The following is a 24,138-nucleotide window of genomic DNA, read 5'->3' as shown; positions in this document are numbered from 1 at the left end:
CGCGAAAGGAGAAGAACGCGGAGATTCCTCATCCCCGCGTTCCACAGATCAAAACTTACTTCGCAGCCAACGTCTTGCCTTCGGAGAAGGCAGCGCGCTGTGCTTCACGTTCTGCATCCGGGGCCGGAACCAGGCCATATTCGGCGAGCGGGCCGTCAGGACCGATCATCTGGTCGTTGAGGAAGAACTCAACATATTCCTTGAGGCCGGGGATGACGCCGAGATGCGCCTTCTTCACGTAGAAGAACAGCGGACGCGACACCGGATATTCACCCGAAGCAACCGTTGCAGCCGAAGGGGTAACATCGTTGACGGTGGCAACCTTCAGCTTGTCGGCATTGTTTTCGAAGAAATAGAGGCCGAAAACGCCAACGCCGGTCTTGTTGGAGTCGATGCGGGCCAGCGTTTCAGCATAGTCGCCATCGATGTCGACAGCCTTGCCGTCCTTGCGCACTGCGATACAGGCGGAAACGGCAGCCTTGTCGTCGAGGCCGGTCTTCTTGATTTCGTCCAGAGCGCCGGAGTGCTTGCAGCCGTCAGCCAGAACCTTTTCTTCAAAGACTTCGCGGGTGCCATGCTTTTCGCCCGGGATGTAGGCAGCAATGTCCCAATCCGGCAGGTTCGGGTTGACCTGATTCCACTTGGTGTTCGGATTGTCGACCAGCTTGCCGTCCACAACGAGCTTGGCTGCGAGCGCCTTGTAGACGTCTTCCGGCTTCAGCTTCCAATCCGGACCCTTGGCGTCGGTCGCAAACACGATGCCGTCATAGCCGAAGCGCACTTCCTGAACGTCCTTGACGCCGGCGTCGATGCACGACTTCAGTTCCGAGTCCTTCATGGCGCGCGATGCATTGGCGATGTCGATGGTGTTCTCACCGACGCCCTTGCAGAATTCCTTGATACCTGCGCCCGAACCGCCCGATTCAACAACCGGCGTCTTAAAGTTCGGGAAGGTTTCACCGAAGGTTTCGGCGACGATTTTTGCATAAGGCAGAACGGTCGAGGAACCGGCAACCTGAATCTGATCGCGCGCCTGGGCGGCGGAAACCGACATAACGGCAGCGATGGCAAGCGCTGCGGTCGAGGAAATCATCTTGTTCATGAGCTGCGGCTCCTGTTGTAAAAGACATATGACGATGTGGCGTCGTTAGCCCTCTACGCGCTCTATATTACATTCATATGACACTATTGTTACAGGTTTGTATCAGAGCCGCTTGCCAGTGATTTTGTGGGGTTTTGCCGCGCCTTGAACCGGCAAAGAATAATGCGGCGTTCGTCCACCGCCTGAGTGTCGGTTTCGAATGATCGACCGGCCACCGAATAACGGCTCCCAATTTCCAGCCAATTTACCCAGCCGCCTCTCCAGACCTATGCTTTGAACGACAAAGTGACAATACAAGGTTTCCGCAGTGATCTATCCACGTCTGTTCAACCTCGTCTGGATAATTGCGCTCGCGAGCTCCCTATCGCAGTCCCAAGCTCAAAGCCGTGTGCTCACCATTGCTACCGAAGGATATTTTCGGCCCTATAATCTCACGCGGTCCGATGGCACGCTCGACGGCTATGAGGTCGAGCTGGGCCAGCACCTTTGCCAGACGATGAAAGTCGAATGCAATTTTATCGCCATTCCCTTCGACGCCATCATAACAAGCCTGCAGATTGGCAAAGCCGATGCTGTGATGGGAGCGCTGTCAGCAACAAAAGCGCGTGAGAAAGTCATCGATTTCTCCGTATCCTACGGCCGCACGCCGCAAGTCTTCGCCACCCTGCGCGACGGTCCCTACAGCAAGCTGCCTCACATGGAGGAGAACCTGGACCTTTCGGACAATAAGCATGAAACGGAGCAAGCCCTTCAAGATGTGAATACCGCGATAAAGGGAGCGACCGTCGGTGTCGTGGGTGGATCGATAGCCCAATCTCTGATCAATGCATATTTCAGAGAAGGAACCACCATCCGCGAGTATAAAACCGCCGAGCAGGTCGATCTCGATCTCGCAAACGGACGCATCGACATGCAGGTCACCGCCCGATCCTATCTGAACACGATCCAGAAGACGCAGGCCTATTCCAACGTCGTCATGACCGGGCCGCTTTTCAAAGGCGGCCTGCTCGGACGCGGGGTCGCTGTCGGTCTGCGCAAGGACGAAGCTGATCTCAAGCGCCAATTCGATTCTGCAATCATGGCGTCGAAGGCCGATGGCACTATCAAAAGGCTATCCGAAAAATGGTTCGGGTTCGACGTGACCCCGTAGGTGGTTAGAACGGGAAGCCTTAAAGTTGAGGCATTACCCGGTCTAAACTCACTCGTTCGGGCGAGACAACACATAGGCGGCAGAACCGAGCATGAACAGCGTTACCGCTGTTGCCAGCAGCCAGCCGGGTTTGGCGCCCCACCAGAAAATTCCATATCCGAATGCCATGCCAAGACAGGCGTAGAGCTTGGCGCGCGGCGGAATGGCACCACGCTCGCGCCATTTTATGACCAACGGTCCGAAACGTTGATCCGCGAGCAACCGGGCCTCGATCTTCGGCGACGACCGCGCGAAGAACCATGCAGCAAAAATGATGAAGATCGTTGTCGGCATGACCGGCAGGAAGGCACCCACAATGCCAAGTCCGAGCATGAGAAAGCCGAGGCAAAGATAGACGATCCGCTTGCTCGCCGAGATTGGGGGCGAAGCGGCGTCGATCCTGTCTTTTTCCGGGTGGTCCTGCATGGCGTTCCGTCGTCTGGTCTGAACGCTTATAGCAGGAATTCAACGCTTTCGTGCAGGGTGATAGCAGTCAAAGAAACGTCATCTCACCCTCTTTCGGGCCTGTGGATAACTTTCAAAGTTCGACAAGAGCTTCCCAAGCACAGTCAGAAATTGCAATTCTGCCCCCAAAACGCCTCATTTAGTCAACTTTGCCGCCGATGCTGAAAACTTAGCTTGCAAATAAAAATTGCATCGCGGCCGGGGCCAGCTGCCACACACGAAAGCAGCTTTTCTTGCAACGGGCGCGCGAAATCAAGGCACAGCGAAGTGCCGCCGCAGATTCCTAACGAATCGTAAACAGCTTTACAGTAAATGGCGCGAACACTTCCTAATATTCCTTTGTTGTGTTTAAGCCATTAAGTAAACAACGGTCAGTATAGGATGATTTTCCCTGCCGGATATAGATTCAGTTATCGCATAATGTTCTCATTCGAACCACGCCAGCGCCACATTTAGATTCCAGTTCGGAACCGTCTTTCTCAGCGACAACTGTGGGACACCCCGTTAACAACTAGTGGAACTGGTATGACTTTCAAGACCCGTATGGCTATGCTTGCCGTTGCGGCAACCGGTCTTCTCGCGGCCACCGCAATCGAGGCTTCAGCACAGCAATGCGGCGGTGCCTCCTGGTACGCCCTTACTTCCCGTACGGCTTCGGGTGAACGCATGAACCCGTCCGGCCTGACCGCAGCCCACCGCACCCTGCCGCTTGGCAGCAAGGTCAAGGTTACCAATCAGAGAAACGGCAAGTCGCTTGTCGTGCGCATCAACGATCGCGGCCCGTTCATCAAGGGGCGCGTCCTCGACCTGTCCAAGGGCGCCGCAGGCCGGCTCGGCTTCATTGGCGCAGGACACACCAAGGTCTGCTTTACGCCTTTGTGATCCAGCAAGGTCGCGTTCAGTCGCTGGACATGGAGCATTTTCGATCCAGATTTGATCGTTGGAAATGCTCCGTCCAACTGTTTTCATATTCTTCCCCTAAAAGCCGGTTTTCGCTTTTGGGGAATGCTATCTCCGATCCAGCCTGTCGGTGAACCAGCGGGTCAGATTGATCCAGACCTCGTCCTTTTCGGCGGCATCCTCGATCCCGTGTTCAAGATTAGGGTTGTCGTTGACTTCGATCACGACCACCCCATCGTCCGTTTCCTTCAGATCGACGCCATAAAGCCCGTCGCCAATGCAGCGTGCCGCGCGTAAGCCGGTTTCCAGCACCAATGGCGGCGCGTCGCCCAGCGCATAGGATCGAAACCCGCCTTCCAGCGGCTTGCCGCCCGTATCGTGCTTGACGATCTGCCAGTGGTTCTTGGCCATCATATACTGGCATATGAAGAGCGGCTTGCCGTCCAGAACGCCGACGCGCCAGTCAAACTTTGTCGGCATGTATTTTTGCGCCAGCAGGAGATCACTGTCCTCCAGCCACAGGGCAGCAAGCGCTTTCAGTTCGCCGAAATCCTTCACCTTCTTCACCCCGCGCGAGAACGACGAATCCGGTATCTTGATGACCATCGGAAAGCCGAGCATGTCGGCGGCGCGTTCCAGGTCCTCCTCACCCGCGATCATCACCGTTGGCGGGACCGCCACCTCGTTGGCCTGCATCAATTCATGCAGATAAACCTTGTTGGTGCAGCGGATCATGGACATTGGGTCATCGATCACCGGCATGTTTTCCTGCTGTGCCCGGCGGGCGAAACGATAGGTGTGATTGGAGATCGACGTCGTCTCGCGGATGAACAATGCGTCAAAATTGGCAAGCCGGGGCAGATCGCGCTTGCCGATCGGTTCCACTTCCACGCCGAGCCTTGCCGCGATCCTTGCCCAGTGCTTCAGCGTTGAAACGGTTGACGGCGGCATCGCTTCCTTCGGGTCGCACAGCGTTGCGAAGGAATAGCGCGCTGGCACCTTTGGGCGCGCCGCGCGCCACTCGCGCTGGGTATATCGGTCAAGCGCCTCCTCGAAACGCTCCTTCTGGTCCTTGGAAAACTTGGCGATGTTGGCAAAGCCGATCTTCTGGATTCGGGCCCATTCACCTGGCTTGACGGATACTTCCAGCGATGGCGCGCGAAACCAGTCGAAGAGCAGCCGTCCGAATTTTTCAAAGTCGGGGCTGTCGGCAAGTCCGAAATGCACGTGGATTGTCTCGGGTGCCTTTTCCGGATGCTTGCCGAGCGCCTTGTTCAGCATGTCTTCAAGTTCGGGAATGGCGTTTTCATAGAGCCGCCGTTCCGAGAGATCGATCATGGTTTCCACGGAAGGGATGATGCGGTGTCCTCGCGCTTCCGCCAGAAGCGAAGCATAATAGCCGCGGCTCTGATAAGCGTAGGAGCGCGACAGATTGATGATCCGCGGGCGCAACTGGCCATTGAAGAGCGACGGATGTGCGAGGTAATCGCGTGTGGTCATGACCTTGTGTGGCGTCGCCCCATTATCGATATCCGAGAGGCGTCCTACCAGAATGACGCAGATCGTCATCAGTCCGTCCTTTTTTCCAGAATAACGGCTGCCCTGAGCCCGTCACTGCCGAACCGCGCGATACGGTCGAAAATGTGAAAGGGAACAGGAACATTTGCGGCATCGGCGATGGTCTCGCCCAGCTCTTCCTCCACCCAGGGGTCGTGTATGAGAATGTGACGCCCGTCTTCGCCATGGGCCAGCACCCAATGCGGCACTTTCTTGCCGAACATATGATAACCGCTGACAAGCACGATCACTGCCGCTCCCCGGCGCAGGGCCGTCAGAATGTCGTGAAGGGTAAAGCTGCGATAATCCACCGGTATGGCATAGGCTTCCGTGCGCTGCCGGAAATCGGTTTGGGCCAGTTGCATGACCTTCCGCTTTTCTTCCGAACGCACCGATTGCAGGAAAAGCATATCCTCGATGGATACGATGACCGATGCTTTCAGTCCGCGTTCATGCGCGGCAACTGCAAGTCCGAAGGGTTCGCAACCGCCGGGCCCCGACATCATGTAGATGGTGGTCGCATCGCGCCACAGACGGACTTCCAGCACTGGATCGAGTCGGGTTTCCTGATTGTGCCGGGCCAGCACCATCATCAGGCAGGCCGCGCCGCAGGTGAAATCGGTCGTCTGCTCGTAATAAGGAAAGGCGGTGACCGGCGAAATGTCACCGCGAACCGTCTTTTCAAATCGCAGCGCGTCAGAATGGTCGGCATAGTAATCGAGATAGCGCCCGATGGGGCGATAGCCGTGCCGCTTATAGAGCGCAATGGCGCGCTCATTATCCTCGCGCACCTCAAGCCGCAGCAATGGACGGTCGTGGTCATAAGCCGCTGTTTCCGCCGCCTGCAGCAGAAGCGAGCCGACGCCCTTGACCTTGGCCTCCGGATCGACGGCTATGGAATAGAGCCGCGCCAGCGCGGTGCCATGGCGAAACAGGATCATCGCATAGCCGATGACTGCGCCATCCACCGTTGCAACAATGGTTTCTGCGGTCGGCCGCGCGATGAGGGCGCGAAAGGAACGGCGGGAAATCCGGTCTGTCTCGAAACAGCGTTCCTCGATGCGCAGGAGCGCATCTATGTCGTCTGCCGTGGCCTTGCGCGTCGTTGCGCCTGTCATCTTCTGGCCTTTGCAAAGGGATCATTCCGATCCGGTCGAACACCAACAATTGGCTTATTCGAGGCAAAAAACAAGCGCCCGGACCGTGGCAAAATTATGGGTAATTTTTACCGTCGGAGCTGGCTTTCCGATGGCTGACAACTTCAATCACAGATTGCATCATAGGGAGTTACCCGCATTAACCATTAATTAAGAAGTCAGCGATCGCGAGGCAAACCGAATTGACTCCGGACTATTTCAGACATTAACGTTTCGTTAATAAATGAGTAATGGCGAGAGCCAAAGGGCGTTGAGTATGTTTTGCGTTGTTCGCTCGACCACAAAGATTATGGCGGCCGCCGGTTTCGCAGTCTCGCTGCTGATGGCAAGCTTTGGTGCGGAAGCAGCCTCCGGCGACTTCATGCAGACCGGCAAGCTGACCTCGCAGCCGATCGGACATTATGAATTCTGCAAGCGCGAGCCCAAGGAATGCGGCATCACCAGCCGAGACACCCGCGCGCTGCAACTCAACCATTCGAACTGGCAGCGCATCGTCGAGATCAACCTTGCGATCAACGAGCGCATCAAGCCGATGACCGACATGGAAATCTACGGCGTCGAGGAATACTGGGCTTATCCGACCACCGTTGGCGACTGCGAAGATTACGTGTTGCTGAAGCAGCGTGAATTGCAGAAGGCCGGCATCCCGCTCACCGATCTTCTGATCACCGTCGTACGCAAGCCGGACGGCGAAGGGCACGCGGTCCTCACCGTTCGCACCGATCGCGGCGATTTCGTTCTTGATAACCTGACGGACGAAGTCATGCGCTGGAACGAGACGGATTACACTTATCTGAAGCGTCAGGCCGCGAACGACACCGGTCGCTGGGTTACCATTGAAGGTCCCGACAATCTTCTCGTCGGCTCAGTGCGCTGACATTGCGATCTCTCCATCTGTTTGGAAAATGCCCCGGAACGTGCTATCCGTTCCGGGTCTAAAAAGGAGAGATCGGAGCGGTTAGCCCGATCCCCGTTGCAAAGCGGGTCCTGGCCTTCGCGATTGCCGTCATTTGGCAGATGCGTCGAGTCCCTTGACCTTTCACTCCGATGCAATGGTGCATTGGAGAACAAGAGGTCTTGGTTATGAAACAGCAAATCTCCGTCATCACACTTGGCATCGCCGATCTGGGGCGTTCACGTCGCTTTTACACGGAAGGCTTCGGCTGGATTCCGGTTTTCGAGAATGACGAAATCATCTTTTATCAGATGAACGGTTTCGTTCTCGGAACCTTTCTGAAATCGGCGCTCGAATCCGACATGGACCGAGATGGTCTCTTGCAGCCGGGGGCCTTTTCGCTTGCTCACAATGTGGAGCGGGAAGCCGAGGTCACGCCGCTGATGAACCGGCTGGTTGAGGCTGGCGGCAAACTATTGCGCCCGGCCGACGCGCCAATCCATGGCGGTTTTCGCGGTTATGTCGCCGACCCCGACGATCACGCCTGGGAAATTGCTTGGAACCCGGCCTGGGCCATCGACGAGAATGGTCTTGTGACGTTTGGAATATGAGCCGGATAGGGCTGGCGACGGGCGCTTTTCGCGCCCTTAGCCTCATAACGATGTGATTATTGCGGGGCGGCGCGTGGCAAAAATCCATTTCATCTCGCATCCGGACGTCATCGTCGATCCGGCAAAGCCTGTTCCATCGTGGAACCTTTCGGAGCGTGGTATCGAACGGATGCGTTCTTTTGCCGGTCGGCCTGAGCTGCAATCGATCAGGTCTATCTGGTCCAGTACTGAAACAAAGGCAATTGAAGCCGCCGAGATTCTGGCCGGTGTTTTACGAATAGTTCCGTCGACCGACGATCGTTTTAGTGAAATCGACCGAAGCCCCACCGGCTTTCTGCCTCCCGACCAGCACGAAATGGTGGCCGACCAGTTCTTTTCGGCCCCAGACAACAGCATTCGCGGATGGGAGCGGGCCATTGATGTACAATACCGCATCATGCAGGGTTTCAAATGCGTGGAACGGCTCTCGGCTTCGCACGATACTGCCATTGTCGGCCATGGCGGCTCCGGCACGATACTTCTCTGTTATCTTGCGGGACTTCCAATCAGCCGCCAATATGACCAGCCCCATCAGGGACACTACTGGTGCTATTCATGTGAGGAAAGAACTGTCCTCCATCATTGGAAACCGATAGCGCCACGCTGAATTTCATCAAGGACATCGCTAAAGGTGGTCAGGCTGCTGAAACCAGCCTTTCCGCGCCCATGCGGTAGGAAATGGCACTGGCCAGATGGATGCGGCCCACCTTGTCGCTTCCATCGAGATCCGCCAGCGTGCGGGCCACTTTCAGGATACGATGATAGGCGCGGGCGGAAAAATGCATCTGCTCGCTCGCATCGCGCAAAAGCTTCAGTCCTGCCGCATCCGGCTCCGCGACCTCCTCTATCAGTTTGGCCGAACAATAGGCGTTGGTCATGGAGGGTTCCAGACCGAGCGCGGAATAGCGCTCGCTCTGTATTGCGCGGGCGCGGGCGACACGTTGCGCGACCGCTGCGCTTGTTTCCGAGCGGGACGGCTTGATGAGATCGAAGGCAGAGACAGCGGGCATATCCACCCGCAAGTCGATACGATCCAGAAGGGGCCCCGAAATGCGGGCCTGATAATCAGCCTGACAACGCGGCCCGCGTGCGCAGACATGCCCCGGTTCGCCCGCCATGCCGCAGCGGCAGGGATTCATGGCGGCAATGAGTTGAAAGCGCGCCGGATAGCTGGTGCGGTGATTGACGCGGGCAATCAGACATTCGCCGGTTTCAAGCGGCTGGCGCAGCGAATCCAGCACCTGCGGCGAGAATTCCGGAAACTCATCCAGAAACAGCACGCCATTATGCGCAAGCGATACTTCGCCGGGCCGTGCGCGCAGTCCGCCGCCAACCATTGCCGCCATTGATGCCGAATGATGCGGTGCGCGGAACGGACGGCGGTCCGACAGTTTTCCGCCCGAAAGCTCACCCGCAATCGAGGCGATCATCGACACGTCCAGCAATTCGCGCGGAGAAAGACGCGGCAGAATGGATGGCAATCGCTGGGCGAGCATGGATTTGCCTGATCCCGGCGGTCCCACAAGCAGCAAATTATGGTTGCCAGCGGCGGCAATTTCAAGCGCCCGCTTGGCGGTCTCCTGCCCCTTTATGTCGGCAAGATCGAGTTCCGTTTCACCGGAAATCCGCATGGATGGTTCCGGCCGAGTCAAAACCTGCGTGCCGCGAAAGTGGTTGGCAAGGGCGATGAGGCTGCGTGGCGCCAATATGTCGATGTCGGCACCCGCCCATGCTGCCTCCTGACCGCAGGAATGCGGGCAGATAAGCCCTTTCTCCTCCCGGTTAGCGCCGATTGCAGCCGGCAGGACACCCGCCACCGATGTTATCGAACCGTCGAGCGACAATTCACCCAGAACGAGATAGGACTGGATCGCATCCGCTGGAATGGCGCCGATTGCCGCCATAAGCCCGACAGCAATGGGCAAATCATAATGCGACCCTTCTTTCGGCAGGTCGGCAGGCGCCAGATTGACCGTCACCCGCTTGGTTGGCATGGACAGGCCGGAAGCGTGGAGGGCCGCCTGCACCCGCTCCCGGCTTTCCGCCACAGCCTTGTCCGGCAGGCCGACTATGGACATGCCCATCTTGCCTGGCGCCACCATCACCTGCACGTCGACAGGCACAGCCTCTATGCCCTGAAAAGCAACCGTCCCAACCCGCGCGACCATGTGCCCCCGCTCGCCACGCACCACATCTCTCAAGTGAGATAAAGTTCAAATACAACTCAGAGAGTTAAGCACGAGCGAGCGGCGAATTCAAGAACAATAAGAGAACGAAGTGAGGGCAGGTTCCTACCGCTTGGCTTCCACCGCATCCCAAAACAAGGCCGCAATGTTGGTTCCGTCGAAACGCTGGATTTCGCGGATGCCGGTTGGCGAGGTGACGTTGATCTCGGTCATGTAGTCGCCGATCACATCGATGCCTACCAGAATGAAGCCGCGCTCTTTCAGCGATGGGCCAATGCGCTCGCAGATCTCGCGTTCACGCGGCGTCAACTTGCTCTGTTCGGCACGCCCGCCGACATGCATGTTGGAACGGGCATCGGTTTCCGACGGCACGCGATTGATTGCGCCTACCGGTTCGCCGTCGATCAGGATAATGCGCTTGTCGCCAGCACGCACGTCCTTCAGATAGCGCTGCGCAATGAAGGGCTCCTTGAACAACTGACCGAACATTTCCAGAAGCGAGGTCAGGTTGCGATCGCCATCGGCCAGATGGAACACGCCAGCACCGCCATTACCGTAAAGCGGCTTCAAGATGATGTCGCCGAACTCGCGACGGAAATCCATGACTTCCTGCGGGTCCTTGGTGATCAGCGTTTCCGGCATGAGGTCGGGAAACTCCGTCACGAAGATTTTTTCGGGACTGTTGCGCACCCATGCCGGATCGTTGACCACCAGTGTCTTCGGGTGAATCCGCTCCAGAAGATGAGTGGTGGTGATATAGTTCATGTCGAAAGGCGGGTCCTGACGCAGAAGCACCACATCCATTTCCGACAGGTCGCGGCGGATTGGCTCGCCCAGCGTATAGTGATCGCCCTTGATGTCGCGCACTTCCATCTTTTCGAGGCGGGCGGATACGACGCCATCGCGCATTGAAAGCCGGTCCGGCGTATAATGGTAAAGCTCATGACCGCGCTTCTGCGCCTCGAGCGAAAGGGCGAATGTGGTATCGCCCGCGATATTCACCGTGCTGATATGGTCCATCTGGACCGCGACTTTGAGAGCCATGATTTCCTCGCGATTCGAAGTTGCGGGAAATCTAAAACGGAATGACCAGGCAACATAGTCCTTTCTCTCAATCCGCGCGGACTTCGCTTGCGCCTTTTCAGTGCGTGAAGCTGAACTGGATCAGTTTTCTTCCATTGTCTATGCTGGCACTGTAGCTGCAAATCGCTGCAGGCGTTTCGGGAGGAAAATGTGACCGTTGTTAGAACTACGCTGTTCGCCGACCATGTAGCAGAACTGGGCGAAGGCCCCGGCTATGATCCCTTGAGCGGAAATGTCTGGTGGTTCGACATTCTCGGCCAGAAACTGATCGAGAAGAACTGGGACAGCGGCGAAACCCACGTCCATGCGCTGGGCATGAAAGCGAGCGCTCTCGCCGTGATCGACCGCGACCGGCAGTTGATCGTCAGCGAACATGGCCTGTTCATTCGTGAGCGCGCCAACGGGCGCCTCACCCTTCATCACCCGCTTGAAGCAGACAATGAAGTCACCCGCTCCAACGACGCGCGCGTGCATCCGTCAGGCTCGTTCTGGATCGGCACGATGGGCAAAAAAGCCGAACCCGATGCAGGCTCCATCTGGTGGTATCGCGAAGGTCAGGTGAAAAAGCTGTTTTCCGGCATCACGATCACCAATTCGATCTGCTTTTCCCCTGACGGAAAGATCGCCTATTTTGCCGATACGGATCGCAACATCATCTGGCGGGTTGATACGGACCCCGAAACCGGATTGCCGGTATCCGACAAAAGCGTCTTCCACCACCGAACCGAAGAGGGCGGCGTCGATGGATCAGTCGTTGATGCCGAAGGCACGCTGTGGAATGCCTGCTGGGGCGGCAGATCGCTCAATGCCTATTCACCGCAAGGCCGCCTGATCCGCTCCGTTCCACTGCCTGTGGGCCAGCCATCGTGCCCCGCTTTCGTCGGGCCGGATGCGACGGCGCTGATCGTGACAAGTGCACATGAAGGCCTGGACGATGAGGCTCGTCAGTCCGATCCCCATGCCGGAAAGGTGTTACTGCTTGATCTCACAGTTGCCGGACGGCACGATCCCCCGGTTCGACTCTGAATAGCAAATGAAAAGGGCCCTTGCGGGCCCTTTGATCTAAACACCTTCGACGATGATGATCTCGCCATCGGCGACCGTCTGCCGGATCGCCTTCGCCGCCTGATATTCTGGAGAATTGTAGCAATCGAGCGCGTGCTGCATGGTCTCGAATTCGATGACCACATTGCGGGCGCGACCCGGCCCTTCAACGGCTTCAGCCTTGCCGCCGCGTGCGATGAAATTTGCGCCATAACGCTCAAATGCCGGTTTCGCCGTCGACACATAGTCCTTGTATCGCTCGGGATCACGGACGTCCACGCGGGCAATCCAGTAAGCTTTGGTCATGCTCTCTCCTCCAGTAACTCTTTCACGCAACCGAGCGCATTTCTTCCAGAATGGCAAGGGCCGCCGCTTTCCGATCAGCCGCGCCGACAATCGGACGTGCGACGACCAGATGGCTGGCTCCGGCTTTCAATGCGTCGGCAGGTGTCATGACCCGTTTCTGGTCGCCCTTTTCCGAACCGGCTGGACGAATGCCCGGCGTGACGATGGCCATGTCCGGGCCGACCGCCTGACGGATGGCTGCAGCCTCCACGGCAGAAGCGACAATGCCGCCCATGCCCGCCTCGCGCGCCTGACCGGCCCGCTTCAGCACCAGCGTTTCCGCATCGCCGGAATATCCGGCTTCCCGCAGATCCGCATTGTCCATTGAGGTCAGAACCGTAACGCCCAGGAGGCAGAGGTTCGATCCCCTTGCGGCTTCCACTGCTGCCCGCATCGCTTTCGGGTAGGCATGAAGCGTGAGCATGGAAACGCCCATTTTCGCGACATTTTCGACGCCCTTCGCAATGGTGTTGTCGATATCGAGGAGCTTCATGTCGAGGAAGACTTTTTTCTTCGCCGCGACAAGGCTTTTTGCGAAATCGAGACCGCCCGCGAATACGAGCTGGTAGCCGATCTTGTAGAAGGAAACGGCGTCCCCCAACTCTTCGACTACCTTCTCCGCCTCAGTAATAGTCGGCACGTCAAGGCCCACGATCAGCTGATCGCGCAAATCTGTCGTCGTCATGAGAGTCTCCGTGGTGATTTTTACTCTCTTCGCACAACAGGACCCGTTGCGAAAGAGATGGAATCAGCTTTTTGCTTCTTCCACCCGCGTGATGAGGCTGCGGCAGACAGCAGAAAGCATCCTGGCGCTGCGCTCTTCTTTCAGCGTTCCATCCTCATTGAACGCCATGGATGCATGACCGACGGAGCATTGCTCCGTGACGATCTGCACCCCGACATTCATCAGCACGGCGCGCAGGTGATAAAGCCCCCGCATTCCCGCAAACACGCCATCTGAACTCGAACAGAGACCCACCGTCAGACCGGCATAAGGCCTGAATGGTTGGTCGCCATCCTTCGAGATGCGGCTGACCCAATCGATGGTGTTTTTCAGAAGCGGCGGGATCGAGGCGTTATATTCCGGCGAACAGATCATCAGCCCGTCATGCTGGGCAAACAGACGACCGAGCCTCATCGCGTTCTCGGGAACGCCATGTTCCTTTTCCAGGTTCTGGTCCATGATCGGCAGCGGATAGTCGGCGAGCGTGATGCGTGTGACCTCAGCCCCCTGCATCCGCAACTCCTTTTCGGCTGCATCAGCCATATGTCCGGAAAAAGCGCCGATGCGAACCGAACCCGCGAAGACGAGAATACGTGCAGTCATGAAAGCCTCGCGAGAATTTACACCAGTGGGCTGCGATAAACCCAGAGCTGCGCCGGCGGCACGTTCCGCACCACGAAATCATAGTGCTGAACGGTATAATTGCCGCGGCCGGCGGGAACCGGCGGCAAGGGACCATAGGTGATCTGCATCAGGGGCCGTCCGCGCGGAATGCGCGAAAGAAGGCTTTCCACGAGCTGGATGCGCCGGTCCATCGGGAAGTTGAGCATCGGCACGGCAGAAATGATGCAGTCGAATTTCTGGTCCTTCTTCTCGCCCAGTGCGCTGTCGAGATCGAATGCATCACCCTGAATGATGTTGACCTCCGGAAAGATCGTATTCAGGTGATCCACGAAGTCCTGCGAATATTCGATGGAATAAAGGTCGGCAGGTTTCACGCCCTGTTTCAGGATCGCCTTGGTGATGACGCCCGTACCCGGTCCAAGTTCAAGAACCGGAAGGCCGGAACCGGTGTCGATGACGCTCGCCATGCGGCGCGCGGTAACGGAACTCGTGGGCAGGATGGCGCCGACGGCTTTCGGCCCGTCTATCCATCCCTTGAAAAAACGAATTTCCTCATCGAACTTAGCGGCCAGTTTCCTGCCGAGCTGTCCTGCCATTCTCGCTGCTCCCATTGTCGTTATTGGACAAGTTTATGCCGCTTTGAATTCCCTAAGCAAGGCGTGAATAAGGAAAAGAACAAAAAAGGGAGCCGAAAGGCTCCCATTTCTATTCTCCGATACCTTCGAAGAATTCTTTCATCCTTGAGAAGAACCCGGCTGATTTCGGGCTATTCTCCTGCGAGGATAGTTTTTCGAACTCTTCGAGCAGTTCGCGCTGACGCTTGGACAGGTTCTGCGGCGTCTCGATGTCGATCTGTATATAAAGATCGCCGACGGCTGCCTGCCGCAGGACCGGCATGCCCTTGCCCTTGAGGCGGAACTGCTTGCCGTTCTGCGTGCCTTCCGGAACCTTGACCCGCGTCTGGGTGCCGTCGAGCGTCGACACTTCGAACTGGCCGCCAAGCGCTGCCGTCGTCATCGAGATCGGCACCTTGCAATAAAGGTCCGAGCCGTCGCGCTGGAAAAACTCATGCGGCTTGACTGAAAGGAAGATGTAGAGATCGCCCGACGGACCGCCGCGCATGCCAGCTTCGCCTTCACCGGCCAAACGGATACGCGTACCATCCTCGATGCCTGCCGGAATATTGACCGACAGCGAACGTTCCTGCGTGACGCGGCCCTGGCCGTGGCACTTGCCGCACGGGTCCTTGATGATCTGCCCGCGGCCGTTACAGGTCGGGCAGGTGCGCTCGACCGAGAAAAAGCCCTGGGCAGCGCGGACGCGCCCCGAACCCGAACACATGGTACAGGTGGTCGGCTGTGAACCGGCCTTCGCGCCGGAACCGGAGCACTCGTCACAGGTGATGGACGTCGGAACGCGGATCTGCGCGGTCTTGCCCGCATAGGCTTCTTCCAGCGTCACTTCCATATTGTAGCGAAGATCGGCGCCGCGTTCGCGTCCGCCATTGGAGCGACGGCGACCGCCGCCCATCATCTCGCCAAAAATGTCCTCGAAGATATCGGCAAAGCCGCCCCCGCCGGCAAAACCGTTGCCGAAACCGCCGCCCATGCCGCCATTTTCAAAGGCTGCGTGGCCAAACCGGTCATATGCGGCACGCTTCTGCGGGTCCTTCAGCGTTTCGTAAGCCTCGCCGATTTCCTTGAACTTGCGTTCAGCTTCCGGATTATCCGGATTGCGATCCGGATGATATTCCATGGCGAGTTTGCGAAAGGCTGTCTTCAGCGTCTTGTCGTCTGCTGTTCTTTCAACACCCAGAGCTTCGTAGTAGTCGATCTTCATCAGTTCGTTATCCCGGCGACAGGAACGCGCCTTTTGTTTTCACGGACATCGTATCCCGAAACCGGTCCCCAGATTCGTGCGACACGCCCCGAAGCGTTCAACACTTGTCAGGGGCCAGCGTTTCCAATTGTTCATCAATCGAAGTGCCTTTCCCGACCCATATGTCGGAGGAGCACTCCGGGTTTCAGTATCAACACCCACTTTGCCCGAAACCGTCTCGTGCTTTTCAAGATGTATGCAGGCCAGAGCGATTTTTCAAATGGAGGCTTTGCCCGATATTTCCATCGGTATTCCACCGACACCGGCCAACATGCAGGCTTATACAAAACCTGCGAATATGAACATCTCGAAAATTGGCAAAAGCCCGGGGCAAACCCCGGGCTTGAGCGTATTAAGCCTGAAATTACGACTTCTTCTTGTCGTCGTCGATTTCTTCATAATCGGCGTCGACAACATCGTCGTTTGAAGCCTTCTCTTCGCTACCGCCGGCAGCACCGGTTTCAGCAGCCTGAGCGGCTTCATACATGGCCTGACCGAGCTTCATGGAAGCTTCGGCGAGCGTCTGCGTCTTGGCCTTGATGTCGTCGGCATCATCGCCTTCAAGTGCGGTCTTGAGGCTTGCAAGCGCATCCTCAATGGCCTTCTTGTCGTCAGCCGAAACCTTGTCACCATATTCGCTCAGCGACTTTTCGGTCGAGTGAACGAGGCTTTCGCCCTGGTTCTTGGCTTCCACGGCCTCGCGGCGCTTCTTGTCGGCTTCGGCATTCGCCTCGGCGTCCTTGACCATCTTTTCGATGTCGGCATCGCTCAGGCCACCGGATGCCTGAATGCGGATCTGGTGTTCCTTGCCGGTGCCCTTGTCCTTGGCCGTCACGTTGACGATGCCGTTGGCGTCGATGTCGAAGGTCACTTCGATCTGCGGCACGCCACGCGGTGCGGGCGGAATGCCGACGAGGTCGAACTGGCCGAGCATCTTGTTGTCGGCAGCCATTTCACGCTCGCCCTGGAAGACGCGGATCGTCACGGCCGACTGGTTGTCTTCGGCGGTGGAGAAGGTCTGCGACTTCTTGGTCGGGATCGTGGTGTTGCGGTCAATCAGACGGGTGAACACGCCGCCCAGCGTTTCGATGCCGAGCGAAAGCGGGGTCACGTCGAGCAGCAGAACGTCCTTGACGTCGCCCTGCAGAACGCCGGCCTGAATTGCCGCGCCCATGGCGACGACTTCGTCAGGATTGACGCCCTTGTGCGGTTCCTTGCCGAAGAAGGCCTTAACGACTTCCTGGATCTTCGGCATGCGGGTCATGCCGCCGACCAGAATAACCTCGTCGATTTCGCCAGCCTTGAGACCGGCATCCTTCAGTGCTGCCTTGCAAGGCTCGATGGTGCGCTGGACGAGATCGTCGACCAGGCTTTCGAACTTGGCGCGCGACAGCTTGATGGCAAGGTGCTTCGGACCGGTGGCATCCGCCGTGATGAACGGCAGATTGACTTCGGTCTGCTGCGAGGACGACAGTTCGATCTTGGCCTTTTCGGCAGCTTCCTTGAGGCGCTGCAGAGCGAGCTTGTCGTTCTTGAGGTCGATGCCGCTTTCCTTCTTGAACTCGGAAACGAGGTATTCGACCAGACGCATGTCAAAGTCTTCACCGCCGAGGAAGGTGTCGCCGTTGGTCGACTTCACTTCAAAGACGCCATCGCCAATTTCAAGAACCGACACGTCGAAGGTGCCGCCGCCAAGGTCGTAGACAGCGATGGTCTTGCCATCGTTCTTGTCCAGACCGTAAGCAAGCGCTGCCGCAGTCGGCTCGTTGATGATGCGCAGCACTTCAAGACCGGCGATCTTGCCGGCATCCTTGGTTGCCTGGCGCTGAGCGTCGTTGAAGTAGGCCGGAACGGTGATGACCGCCTGCGTGACCGTTTCGCCGAGATAGGATTCAGCGGTTTCCTTCATCTTCTGAAGGATCATCGCGGAGACCTGCGACGGGGAATATTTCTTGCCGTGGACTTCAACCCAGGCATCGCCATTGTCGCCCTTGACGATCTGGTATGGAACCAGGTCCTTGTCCTTGGCGACCATCGGATCGTCAAAGCGGCGGCCGATCAGGCGCTTGACCGCAAAAATGGTACCTTCCGGATTGGTGACGGCCTGACGCTTTGCAGGCTGGCCGATGAGACGTTCGTCACTATCGCTGAATGCAACGATCGAAGGGGTTGTACGCGCACCTTCGGCATTTTCGATGACCTTCGCGTTCTTGCCGTCCATGACGGATACGCAGGAGTTGGTCGTTCCCAGATCGATACCAATAACTTTAGCCATATTTCTCTCCATTCAGCAAACCGCCAAGACCTCTACCGAGCGTTCCATGGGCGGTTCCTATCGGTTTCACAATGCTCTTTTCACGATGCATATCCGGATACCGGTCCCGGTTTCCAGACGCACATCAATGCCCTGTGCGAGGCGTATATAAGAAACGCGGTTTTTCACTGCAAGTCACAAGAACCGGACAAAGACAGATTCCTTGCCCGATAATCCTTACAGGATCAACGGACTGTCTCGCTCCCGCCGGTTTTGCCCGCGCGATAGATCGCATCGATGAATTTCTGGTTCGCCCTGGAATTTTCAAGCGAGAACAGCCGCGCATCCCTGTCGCCGCGTGCGGCCCGCACAAAGCTTTCGGCCTGAAGCTGGTAATGATTGGCATCACCGAACGACCATTCGCTCGCTCGTGTGTGTCCGGCATCGAAAAGCGCGATGCTGCCGTGGCCATATTTACCGGTATTGAAAGGCGCATAGACTTCGATGAAACCCTTGTCGCCATGGAAAACCATTGTCTGGCGTCCTGCAAGCTGCGTCGCGACGTAGAAGGTCAGATCGAAGCCGTCGAAACGGGCCGAAACATTGGCATAGCGGTCGGTGCCGAAGGCGGGATCATATTCCACCGACGCCTGGACCGACAGCGGTTCCTGACCAGTGACCATACGGGTGACGACGGTCGGATAGACGCCGATATCCGGCAGAGCACCGCCGCCCAGCTCCGGCTGGTTGCGCATATTGTCCGGATCGACATTGAAATAGGAAAAGACACCCTGCACATGGCGGAGCCTGCCGATGGCGCCTTCGGCCAAAAGTTCGCGCAGCTTGATCCACTGGGGATGGTAATAGACCATGAAGGCTTCGGCTATCGTGACCTGATGCTTGTCCCGGGCCGCGATGAGCTGGTCGATATCGTCGGCCTTGAGCGCGATCGGCTTTTCGCACAGGACATGCTTGCCCGCTTCGGCTGCCTTGCGGCTCCATTCGATATGCTGTGAAGTGGGCAGCGGAATATAAACGCCGTCGACGGCGTCGCTTGCGAGGAGCTCCTCATAGGAACCGAATGCCAGCGGCGCACCAAAGCGGTCGGCAACCGATCGGGCACGTGACTGATCACGGCTTGCGATGGCATGAACGACGCCATTTTCGGACGCGCAAAGTGCGGGAATCACCTGCGTGACACCGATCCTGGCGGTGGAAAGAATACCCCAACGAAACATGCAATTCCCTCGTCTTATGAATTCATTCCGGCGCGTCCCAGCCCTGAACGGTCAGTTCCGGCCAGAATTGCAGCGCGCGGGCCGCCTTGATTTCATGCGTTTCGCGGTTATCGATGGCACGATTGGGCCGAATGCGAAACGAAAAAATATCGTCGAGACCGAAAGGAGCGTGGATGATGAGCCCATCCTCTGCCGTCTCGCCGTGTTTGGCCAGCCGCGCGCCTACGCAATGGGCGATCGTCGAATAACGCTCTATGGCTTCGGTCGCGGAACGAAGCGGCGGATAAGGCTGTCCGAACCGCTTTTCGAACCACAGATGCACCCGTGCCTGATTGCGTATCTCGACGGGAAGTGGAAAACCGCGAAAGACCTCGGCGCCCCGCGCGATAACCGCATCCTCCGCTTCCCAGGAAAGGTCGCTGTCGTCGAAATAGATGATGTCGAGATCCTTGATTCCATGCAGGTTGGGCCGTCCAGTCAGCCGGTTCCAGATGGTGTTGTAGAGCGCGCCCGAGACGAGCCAGGACCCGGACGCCTTTCCGCCCAGGTCTTGCAGCCGATGCAGCGCGTCGGCCAGCATCGGACTTTCCAGCACGATCTGCGAAAAGACATTCCGCTGCCGTGAAGGCGAGAGACCAGCGCAGCGCAAATGCTCCGGCAGCGTGTTCATCTGTCGGTTCCTGTTCCATGGCGATAAAAGTCGATGAATGCGCGCAATGCCGGGCGCATCTGGCGGCGGCTTGGATAATAAAGGTGGAAACCCTCGAAGGGCGCGCACCAGTCTTCCAGAACCCGGACCAGCCGACCCTCGGCCAGAAAATCCCGCGTATAATCCTCGAACAGCCAGACCAGCCCCGCACCGGCGAGCGCCGCCTCGAGCAGGATGCCGTTGTCGTTGGCGATCAGCGGCCCTTCGACGCCGATTTCCACGATCTGGCCGTTCTTCTCGAACTCCCAGCGATAGAGCCGCCCTCCCGGAAAGCGCTGACGCAAACAGCGGTGCCGCGCCAGATCGCGCGGATGCGAAGGGGCCGGACGGGCTTCGAAATAGGCTGGCGATCCCACCACGGCGCCGCGCTGCGGGCCGCCGAGTCGCACCGCGATCATGTCGGCTTCCAGATTTTCGCCAAGCCGCACACCCGCATCGAAACCGGCAGCGACGATATCGGTGAAGGCGTTGTCAATGCGCAGGTCCAGCGTGATGTCGGGATAGAGCCGGGCGAATTCACCGAGGCGAGGCGCAAGCATCAGCTGCGTGGCGACGAGCGGGGCGGAAATGCGCAGGATTCCCGCCGGGCGGTCCTTGGTCTCCAGCGCCGCGCCCAATGCCTGATCGATTTCCGCCAGCGCGGGCGCAAGCCGCTCCAGAAGCCGGCGGCCCGCCTCCGTTGGCGCGACGCTGCGCGTCGTGCGCGCCAGAAGGCGCACGCCCAGACTGTCCTCCAGCGTGGCCACCGCATGGCTGACGGCAGAGGGGGCAATCGCCAGTTCCCGCGCCGCACCCCGAAAACTTCCATGCGCGGCAACGGCGGCAAGAACGGCAAGCTGTGACAGTTGGCTTCGATTCATTGTTATAAATTACAGAACAACCCGTGAAAATAAATCGGTATTATCGAACTGATCGCCCTGTTTTATGGTTCACGGCATGATCCCTCCGGACTGCAGCCACCCCGAAAGTGCCTCCAGCCGGTTCGCCTCCCGATTTCCCGCACAAATTTCAGTACTTTCAATCAGTCATTCGAAAGGAACTACAAATGCAACAGCGCAAACTCGGCCCGCAATTGAGCGTTTCCGCCCTTGGTTTCGGCTGCATGGGAATGACCTATGCCTATGGCGGACAGGACGAGCAGGACGCGATCCGCACACTGCACCGCGCCGTCGATCTCGGCGTGACTTTTTTCGATACGGCGGAGGTCTATGGCCCGTTCGAGAACGAGAAACTCGTCGGCAAGGCGCTGAAGCCCTTCAGGGAGCGGGTGACGATTGCAACGAAGTTCGGCTTCAGGATTGAAGACGGGCAGATGAAGGGTGTCGATAGCCGTCCCGAGCATATTCGCGACGTGGCCGAGGCTTCCCTGAGGCGGCTCGGTATCGATGTGATCGACCTGTTCTACCAGCATCGCGTCGACCCGTCCGTGCCGATCGAAGATGTGGTCGGCGCCTTGAAGGACCTCATCGATGAGGGGAAGATTCGGGCGATCGGTCTTTCCGAAGCGGGCGCCTCCACGCTGCGCCGCGCGCATGCCGTCCATCCCATCGCCGCGCTGCAAAGCGAATATTCCCTATGGGCTCGCGATCCGGAAGAGGGTGTTCTGCCAGTCTGCCGTGAACTTGGTATCGGTTTCGTACCCTATAGCCCGCTCGGGCGCGGCATGCTGACCGGCACGGTGCGCTCGCAGTCGGACCTTGCAGAAGACGATTTCCGCAAGACGCTGCCGCGTTTCCAGCCGGGCAATCTGGAAGCCAACAACCGGCAGGTGGATCGCATCGTGGAGATCGCGCAGGAAAAGCAGGTCACGCCCGCACAACTGGCGCTGGCTTGGGTATTGAGCCGGGGTGATTTCATCGTGCCGATCCCCGGCGTGCGCAAAATCCGCCATTTGGAAGACAATGTGAAAGCCGTCGAAGTTGTACTGACGCCGGAAGACCTGCAGCGCCTGGACGAAGTGTCCACGCCGAACCTGATTGCAGGCGAGCGTTACAATGAACACCAGCTTGCGCTGACCGGTCTCTGATTGGATGCCCCAAACAAAAAGGGAGCCTCACGGGCTCCCTTCCTTTTTACATCCGGCGCAAGGCTGGTGGAGCGAGCGTCAGAAGCCCGCCCAGCGTCATGGCGAAACCCACCCATAGCGGCGCATGCAGGCCATAACCGGCCTCCATCGCCTGTCCGCCGATCCACGGCCCGAGACCGAGACCGATATTGATGACCGATGCATGCATCGCGTTCACCAGCGCCCCGGGATGAGCGATCCGCATCACCCGCGCAATGAAGGCGGGGTTGAGCGCAATGCCCGTCAGGCCGATCATCACGATGGCGAGAATTGCCGCCGGCTTCAATTCTGCGAAAAGCGCAAAGATCAGCATGGCAGACAGCATCAGAACGAGGCCGATGGCGATGGTCGGGATCGTGTGGCGATCCGCAAAGCGCCCGGTGACATAATTGCCGACGATATTGGCGCCGCCATAAACGGCAAGCAGCAATGGCACCTGCATGGCCGAGAAACCTGCAAGCTGCACCGTGATCGGCGACAGATAGCTGTAGACGGCGAAGGAAGAGCCGATGACCAGCGCGCTTGTGGCGTAGGCGGCCCAGAGTTTCGGCTTGCGCATTTCCTTCAGTTCGGAGCGCAGATCGGCCTGCGGCGCATCGGGCGAAGATTCGATCTTGATTGCAATGACGAGCGCACAGACGAGGATCAGAACAACAATGGCCCAGAAGCTCGCCCTCCAGCCGAACGCATTGGTGATTGCCGTTGCGATGGGGACGCCGAAGACGGTGCAAAGCATGAGGCCTGCGAAGACGAGCGAGGACGCGCGCCCGCGCAGTTCCGGTCCGACAAGCTGCGCCGTGATGGCAAGCATCAACCCGAAGCTCGTGGCCGCAGCCATGCCGGTCAGCACACGCGCGATCAGCAGAACCTGAAAACTGCTTGTGGAAGCGGCTACACTTTGCGCGGCCGCATAAAAGACCAGCAAAAGCAGGAGCCCGCGCTTGTTCTCGATCTTCAGCGCCAGAAACAATATTGTTACCAGCGGCCCGCCGATCATCATGCCCAGCGCGTAAAGCGAGATGAGATTGCCGATATCGGCAATGGAACGGTCGAACGCCACCTGAAGGGAGGGCAGCATTCCCGAAATCATGAGTTCGGAAGTCGTGAGCGCAAAAACGCCGAGACTGAGGCAATAGACGACGAGCGGGATTGCCCGCGCCTTTTGCGCGGACGCAGGGACCCCTTCCGCCGCCAGGGCAGAATCGCACGTATCGTTCATGGGACGAATCCTATTTATATAGTATTGATTATATAATAAATATCGACTTGCCCGAAAGGGTCAAGAGAATTATATAAGGATGATTATAGAAAGGGAGAAAAATGGTTCCACGCGGACGTCCGCGCAGCTTCGACCGCGACGCGGCGCTGGACAAGGTGATGAAAGTTTTCTGGGCCAAGGGCTATGACTGCGCCCAGATCAACGATTTCACGACCGCCATCGGCATCACGCCGCCAAGCTTCTATGCCGCCTTCGGCAACAAGGAGCAGGCATTCCGTGAAGCTGTCGACTATTATCGCCGCACCATTGGCGCCGTCCCCTTCGACGCGCTTGAAAATGCGCCCACCATTCATGAGGGCCTGCGCCAATGGCTGGAGAAATCCGCCGACAGCGCCTTTGCCTGCCCGGCGGGCGGCTGCATGATCAGCGTCTGCTCGATCCAGTGCAAACCGGAAAATGTGCCTGTGAAGGAATTTCTCCAGGCCATCCGTCACGCCAATCATGAGCGGCTTTCAAACCGCCTGCAGCAAGCGGTAGCCGCGGGCGACCTGCCGGCCGACTCCGATATCGTGCAGATGACCGAATTCTATCACATGATCCAGCAGAGCATTTCTTTTGAAGCCCGCGACGGCAATTCGCGCGCCGCGGTGCAGAAGATCATCGATATGGCATTGATGGCCATTCCCACCCGTACGAGCGGGAAGCCTAAAGCGGTTCCTGTTCTGACAGAATCGCCGGAACCGCTCTAACTATTTGTTTTATCGCATTATCCAAGGCATCGAAGCGGGATAAGAAATCAGTCCGGTGAACTGATTTCCCCGCGTAGACGTTTCACACTTTTGCTGGAAATGCTC

24 protein-coding genes are annotated in these 24,138 nt (G+C 57.9%); 8 read left to right on the top strand and 16 right to left on the bottom strand.

The annotated features are described in order from the left end of the window. Positions 1-55: 55 nt before the first annotated feature. Complete coding sequence (locus tag ACS5UA_RS21700) at positions 56-1,102, bottom strand: PstS family phosphate ABC transporter substrate-binding protein (protein WP_112671895.1); 1,047 nt, start codon at positions 1,100-1,102, stop codon at positions 56-58. 307 nt (positions 1,103-1,409) lie between these two features. Here ACS5UA_RS21700 and ACS5UA_RS21695 point away from each other — a divergent pair, with 307 nt between their 5' ends. Next, positions 1,410-2,252 carry a transporter substrate-binding domain-containing protein gene (locus ACS5UA_RS21695; protein WP_112671893.1) on the top strand — a complete coding sequence of 281 codons (843 nt, stop codon included), beginning with the start codon at positions 1,410-1,412 and terminating at the stop codon, positions 2,250-2,252. 48 nt (positions 2,253-2,300) lie between these two features. Here the strand turns inward: ACS5UA_RS21695 and ACS5UA_RS21690 are convergent, their stop codons facing one another. Continuing rightward, on the bottom strand, positions 2,301-2,717 hold the full coding sequence (locus ACS5UA_RS21690) for a YbaN family protein (protein WP_112671891.1): 417 nt from the start codon (positions 2,715-2,717) through the stop codon (positions 2,301-2,303). A gap of 564 nt (positions 2,718-3,281) precedes the next feature. Between ACS5UA_RS21690 and ACS5UA_RS21685 the strand changes: the two genes are divergently transcribed. Then, on the top strand, positions 3,282-3,638 hold the full coding sequence (locus tag ACS5UA_RS21685) for a septal ring lytic transglycosylase RlpA family protein (RefSeq protein WP_006468123.1): 357 nt from the start codon (positions 3,282-3,284) through the stop codon (positions 3,636-3,638). A gap of 126 nt (positions 3,639-3,764) precedes the next feature. Here ACS5UA_RS21685 and ACS5UA_RS21680 read toward each other — a convergent pair whose 3' ends face one another. Beyond that, a complete protein-coding gene (locus tag ACS5UA_RS21680) occupies positions 3,765-5,225 on the bottom strand; it encodes a RimK family alpha-L-glutamate ligase (RefSeq protein ID WP_006472620.1) in 1,461 nt (486 codons plus the stop codon). Further along, a complete protein-coding gene (locus tag ACS5UA_RS21675; protein ID WP_025089836.1) occupies positions 5,225-6,331 on the bottom strand; it encodes a GNAT family N-acetyltransferase/peptidase C39 family protein in 1,107 nt (368 codons plus the stop codon). The genes ACS5UA_RS21680 and ACS5UA_RS21675 overlap by 1 nt, the downstream gene beginning before the upstream one ends. Positions 6,332-6,626: 295 nt before the next feature. On the opposite strand from ACS5UA_RS21675, the gene ACS5UA_RS21670 reads away from it, so the two are divergent. The 3 genes from ACS5UA_RS21670 to ACS5UA_RS21660 all read left to right on the top strand — a co-directional run bounded on the left by ACS5UA_RS21670 (position 6,627) and on the right by ACS5UA_RS21660 (position 8,522). After that, positions 6,627-7,247, top strand: coding sequence for a transglutaminase-like cysteine peptidase (locus tag ACS5UA_RS21670; RefSeq protein ID WP_006472618.1), 621 nt, complete (start codon positions 6,627-6,629; stop codon positions 7,245-7,247). A gap of 206 nt (positions 7,248-7,453) precedes the next feature. Beyond that, positions 7,454-7,876, top strand: a complete 423-nt coding sequence (locus ACS5UA_RS21665; RefSeq protein ID WP_112671889.1) for a VOC family protein — start codon at positions 7,454-7,456, stop codon at positions 7,874-7,876. A gap of 73 nt (positions 7,877-7,949) precedes the next feature. Continuing rightward, complete coding sequence (locus ACS5UA_RS21660) at positions 7,950-8,522, top strand: histidine phosphatase family protein (RefSeq protein ID WP_112671911.1); 573 nt, start codon at positions 7,950-7,952, stop codon at positions 8,520-8,522. A gap of 28 nt (positions 8,523-8,550) precedes the next feature. Here the strand turns inward: ACS5UA_RS21660 and ACS5UA_RS21655 are convergent, their stop codons facing one another. Next, positions 8,551-10,083 (bottom strand): YifB family Mg chelatase-like AAA ATPase, encoded by a 1,533-nt coding sequence (locus ACS5UA_RS21655; protein ID WP_112671887.1) that lies wholly within the window; start codon positions 10,081-10,083, stop codon positions 8,551-8,553. A 123-nt stretch (positions 10,084-10,206) separates the two neighbouring features. Next, positions 10,207-11,145 carry a glutathione synthase gene (gshB, locus tag ACS5UA_RS21650; RefSeq protein ID WP_063619846.1) on the bottom strand — a complete coding sequence of 313 codons (939 nt, stop codon included), beginning with the start codon at positions 11,143-11,145 and terminating at the stop codon, positions 10,207-10,209. Positions 11,146-11,334: 189 nt separating this feature from the next. Here gshB and ACS5UA_RS21645 point away from each other — a divergent pair, with 189 nt between their 5' ends. Next, the gene (locus tag ACS5UA_RS21645; protein ID WP_112671885.1) at positions 11,335-12,210 is read left to right on the top strand and encodes an SMP-30/gluconolactonase/LRE family protein; all 876 of its coding nucleotides are present in this window, start codon (positions 11,335-11,337) and stop codon (positions 12,208-12,210) included. A gap of 36 nt (positions 12,211-12,246) precedes the next feature. Here ACS5UA_RS21645 and ACS5UA_RS21640 read toward each other — a convergent pair whose 3' ends face one another. The 9 genes from ACS5UA_RS21640 to ACS5UA_RS21600 form a co-directional block, all read right to left on the bottom strand. Continuing rightward, positions 12,247-12,534 carry a DUF1330 domain-containing protein gene (locus ACS5UA_RS21640; RefSeq protein WP_112671883.1) on the bottom strand — a complete coding sequence of 96 codons (288 nt, stop codon included), beginning with the start codon at positions 12,532-12,534 and terminating at the stop codon, positions 12,247-12,249. Positions 12,535-12,556: 22 nt separating this feature from the next. After that, a complete protein-coding gene (gene pyrF / locus ACS5UA_RS21635; RefSeq protein WP_112671881.1) occupies positions 12,557-13,258 on the bottom strand; it encodes an orotidine-5'-phosphate decarboxylase in 702 nt (233 codons plus the stop codon). Between the two features lie 63 nt (positions 13,259-13,321). Further along, entirely contained in the window at positions 13,322-13,900 is a 579-nt protein-coding gene (locus ACS5UA_RS21630) for an NADPH-dependent FMN reductase (protein WP_021587598.1), read from the bottom strand. A gap of 17 nt (positions 13,901-13,917) precedes the next feature. After that, complete coding sequence (gene pmtA / locus ACS5UA_RS21625; protein WP_006472612.1) at positions 13,918-14,517, bottom strand: phospholipid N-methyltransferase PmtA; 600 nt, start codon at positions 14,515-14,517, stop codon at positions 13,918-13,920. 109 nt (positions 14,518-14,626) lie between these two features. Further along, positions 14,627-15,760 carry a molecular chaperone DnaJ gene (dnaJ, locus tag ACS5UA_RS21620; protein ID WP_006468111.1) on the bottom strand — a complete coding sequence of 378 codons (1,134 nt, stop codon included), beginning with the start codon at positions 15,758-15,760 and terminating at the stop codon, positions 14,627-14,629. Between the two features lie 403 nt (positions 15,761-16,163). Beyond that, positions 16,164-18,074: a molecular chaperone DnaK gene (gene dnaK, locus ACS5UA_RS21615; protein ID WP_021587596.1), complete on the bottom strand. Its 1,911-nt coding sequence runs from the start codon at positions 18,072-18,074 to the stop codon at positions 16,164-16,166. A gap of 224 nt (positions 18,075-18,298) precedes the next feature. Then, a complete protein-coding gene (locus ACS5UA_RS21610) occupies positions 18,299-19,291 on the bottom strand; it encodes a Gfo/Idh/MocA family protein (protein ID WP_253176161.1) in 993 nt (330 codons plus the stop codon). A gap of 22 nt (positions 19,292-19,313) precedes the next feature. Continuing rightward, entirely contained in the window at positions 19,314-19,961 is a 648-nt protein-coding gene (locus ACS5UA_RS21605) for a nucleotidyltransferase family protein (RefSeq protein WP_112671877.1), read from the bottom strand. Continuing rightward, positions 19,958-20,860, bottom strand: coding sequence for a LysR family transcriptional regulator (locus ACS5UA_RS21600; protein WP_063619839.1), 903 nt, complete (start codon positions 20,858-20,860; stop codon positions 19,958-19,960). Before ACS5UA_RS21600 ends, ACS5UA_RS21605 begins: the two co-directional genes overlap by 4 nt. 185 nt (positions 20,861-21,045) lie before the next feature. Here ACS5UA_RS21600 and ACS5UA_RS21595 point away from each other — a divergent pair, with 185 nt between their 5' ends. After that, positions 21,046-22,026: an aldo/keto reductase gene (locus tag ACS5UA_RS21595; protein ID WP_112671876.1), complete on the top strand. Its 981-nt coding sequence runs from the start codon at positions 21,046-21,048 to the stop codon at positions 22,024-22,026. Between the two features lie 46 nt (positions 22,027-22,072). Here the strand turns inward: ACS5UA_RS21595 and ACS5UA_RS21590 are convergent, their stop codons facing one another. Continuing rightward, the gene (locus ACS5UA_RS21590) at positions 22,073-23,284 is read right to left on the bottom strand and encodes an MFS transporter (RefSeq protein WP_063619837.1); all 1,212 of its coding nucleotides are present in this window, start codon (positions 23,282-23,284) and stop codon (positions 22,073-22,075) included. A gap of 101 nt (positions 23,285-23,385) precedes the next feature. Here ACS5UA_RS21590 and ACS5UA_RS21585 point away from each other — a divergent pair, with 101 nt between their 5' ends. Then, entirely contained in the window at positions 23,386-24,033 is a 648-nt protein-coding gene (locus ACS5UA_RS21585; protein ID WP_006468103.1) for a TetR/AcrR family transcriptional regulator, read from the top strand. The last annotated feature ends 105 nt before the right edge of the window (positions 24,034-24,138 follow it).

The organism is Brucella sp. RRSP16 (genome assembly GCF_052246815.1).
Taxonomy (GTDB): Bacteria; Pseudomonadota; Alphaproteobacteria; order Rhizobiales; family Rhizobiaceae; genus Brucella; species Brucella intermedia.
Note: the sequence above shows the minus strand (reverse complement) of the source record. Positions and strands in the feature narration are given on the sequence as shown.

Coding starts and splice junctions, on each gene's coding strand:
- ACS5UA_RS21640 (WP_112671883.1), bottom strand. CDS start 12,534: ATGACCAAAGCTTACTGGATTGCCCGCGTGGACGTCCGTGATCCCGAG.
- ACS5UA_RS21630 (WP_021587598.1), bottom strand. CDS start 13,900: ATGACTGCACGTATTCTCGTCTTCGCGGGTTCGGTTCGCATCGGCGCT.
- ACS5UA_RS21690 (WP_112671891.1), bottom strand. CDS start 2,717: ATGCAGGACCACCCGGAAAAAGACAGGATCGACGCCGCTTCGCCCCCA.
- ACS5UA_RS21590 (WP_063619837.1), bottom strand. CDS start 23,284: ATGAACGATACGTGCGATTCTGCCCTGGCGGCGGAAGGGGTCCCTGCG.
- ACS5UA_RS21670 (WP_006472618.1), top strand. CDS start 6,627: ATGTTTTGCGTTGTTCGCTCGACCACAAAGATTATGGCGGCCGCCGGT.
- ACS5UA_RS21610 (WP_253176161.1), bottom strand. CDS start 19,291: ATGTTTCGTTGGGGTATTCTTTCCACCGCCAGGATCGGTGTCACGCAG.
- ACS5UA_RS21675 (WP_025089836.1), bottom strand. CDS start 6,331: ATGACAGGCGCAACGACGCGCAAGGCCACGGCAGACGACATAGATGCG.
- dnaJ (WP_006468111.1), bottom strand. CDS start 15,760: ATGAAGATCGACTACTACGAAGCTCTGGGTGTTGAAAGAACAGCAGAC.
- ACS5UA_RS21600 (WP_063619839.1), bottom strand. CDS start 20,860: ATGAATCGAAGCCAACTGTCACAGCTTGCCGTTCTTGCCGCCGTTGCC.
- ACS5UA_RS21655 (WP_112671887.1), bottom strand. CDS start 10,083: ATGGTCGCGCGGGTTGGGACGGTTGCTTTTCAGGGCATAGAGGCTGTG.
- pmtA (WP_006472612.1), bottom strand. CDS start 14,517: ATGGCAGGACAGCTCGGCAGGAAACTGGCCGCTAAGTTCGATGAGGAA.
- ACS5UA_RS21605 (WP_112671877.1), bottom strand. CDS start 19,961: ATGAACACGCTGCCGGAGCATTTGCGCTGCGCTGGTCTCTCGCCTTCA.
- ACS5UA_RS21680 (WP_006472620.1), bottom strand. CDS start 5,225: ATGACGATCTGCGTCATTCTGGTAGGACGCCTCTCGGATATCGATAAT.
- pyrF (WP_112671881.1), bottom strand. CDS start 13,258: ATGACGACGACAGATTTGCGCGATCAGCTGATCGTGGGCCTTGACGTG.
- ACS5UA_RS21665 (WP_112671889.1), top strand. CDS start 7,454: ATGAAACAGCAAATCTCCGTCATCACACTTGGCATCGCCGATCTGGGG.
- ACS5UA_RS21595 (WP_112671876.1), top strand. CDS start 21,046: ATGCAACAGCGCAAACTCGGCCCGCAATTGAGCGTTTCCGCCCTTGGT.
- ACS5UA_RS21585 (WP_006468103.1), top strand. CDS start 23,386: ATGGTTCCACGCGGACGTCCGCGCAGCTTCGACCGCGACGCGGCGCTG.
- gshB (WP_063619846.1), bottom strand. CDS start 11,145: ATGGCTCTCAAAGTCGCGGTCCAGATGGACCATATCAGCACGGTGAAT.
- ACS5UA_RS21685 (WP_006468123.1), top strand. CDS start 3,282: ATGACTTTCAAGACCCGTATGGCTATGCTTGCCGTTGCGGCAACCGGT.
- dnaK (WP_021587596.1), bottom strand. CDS start 18,074: ATGGCTAAAGTTATTGGTATCGATCTGGGAACGACCAACTCCTGCGTA.
- ACS5UA_RS21700 (WP_112671895.1), bottom strand. CDS start 1,102: ATGAACAAGATGATTTCCTCGACCGCAGCGCTTGCCATCGCTGCCGTT.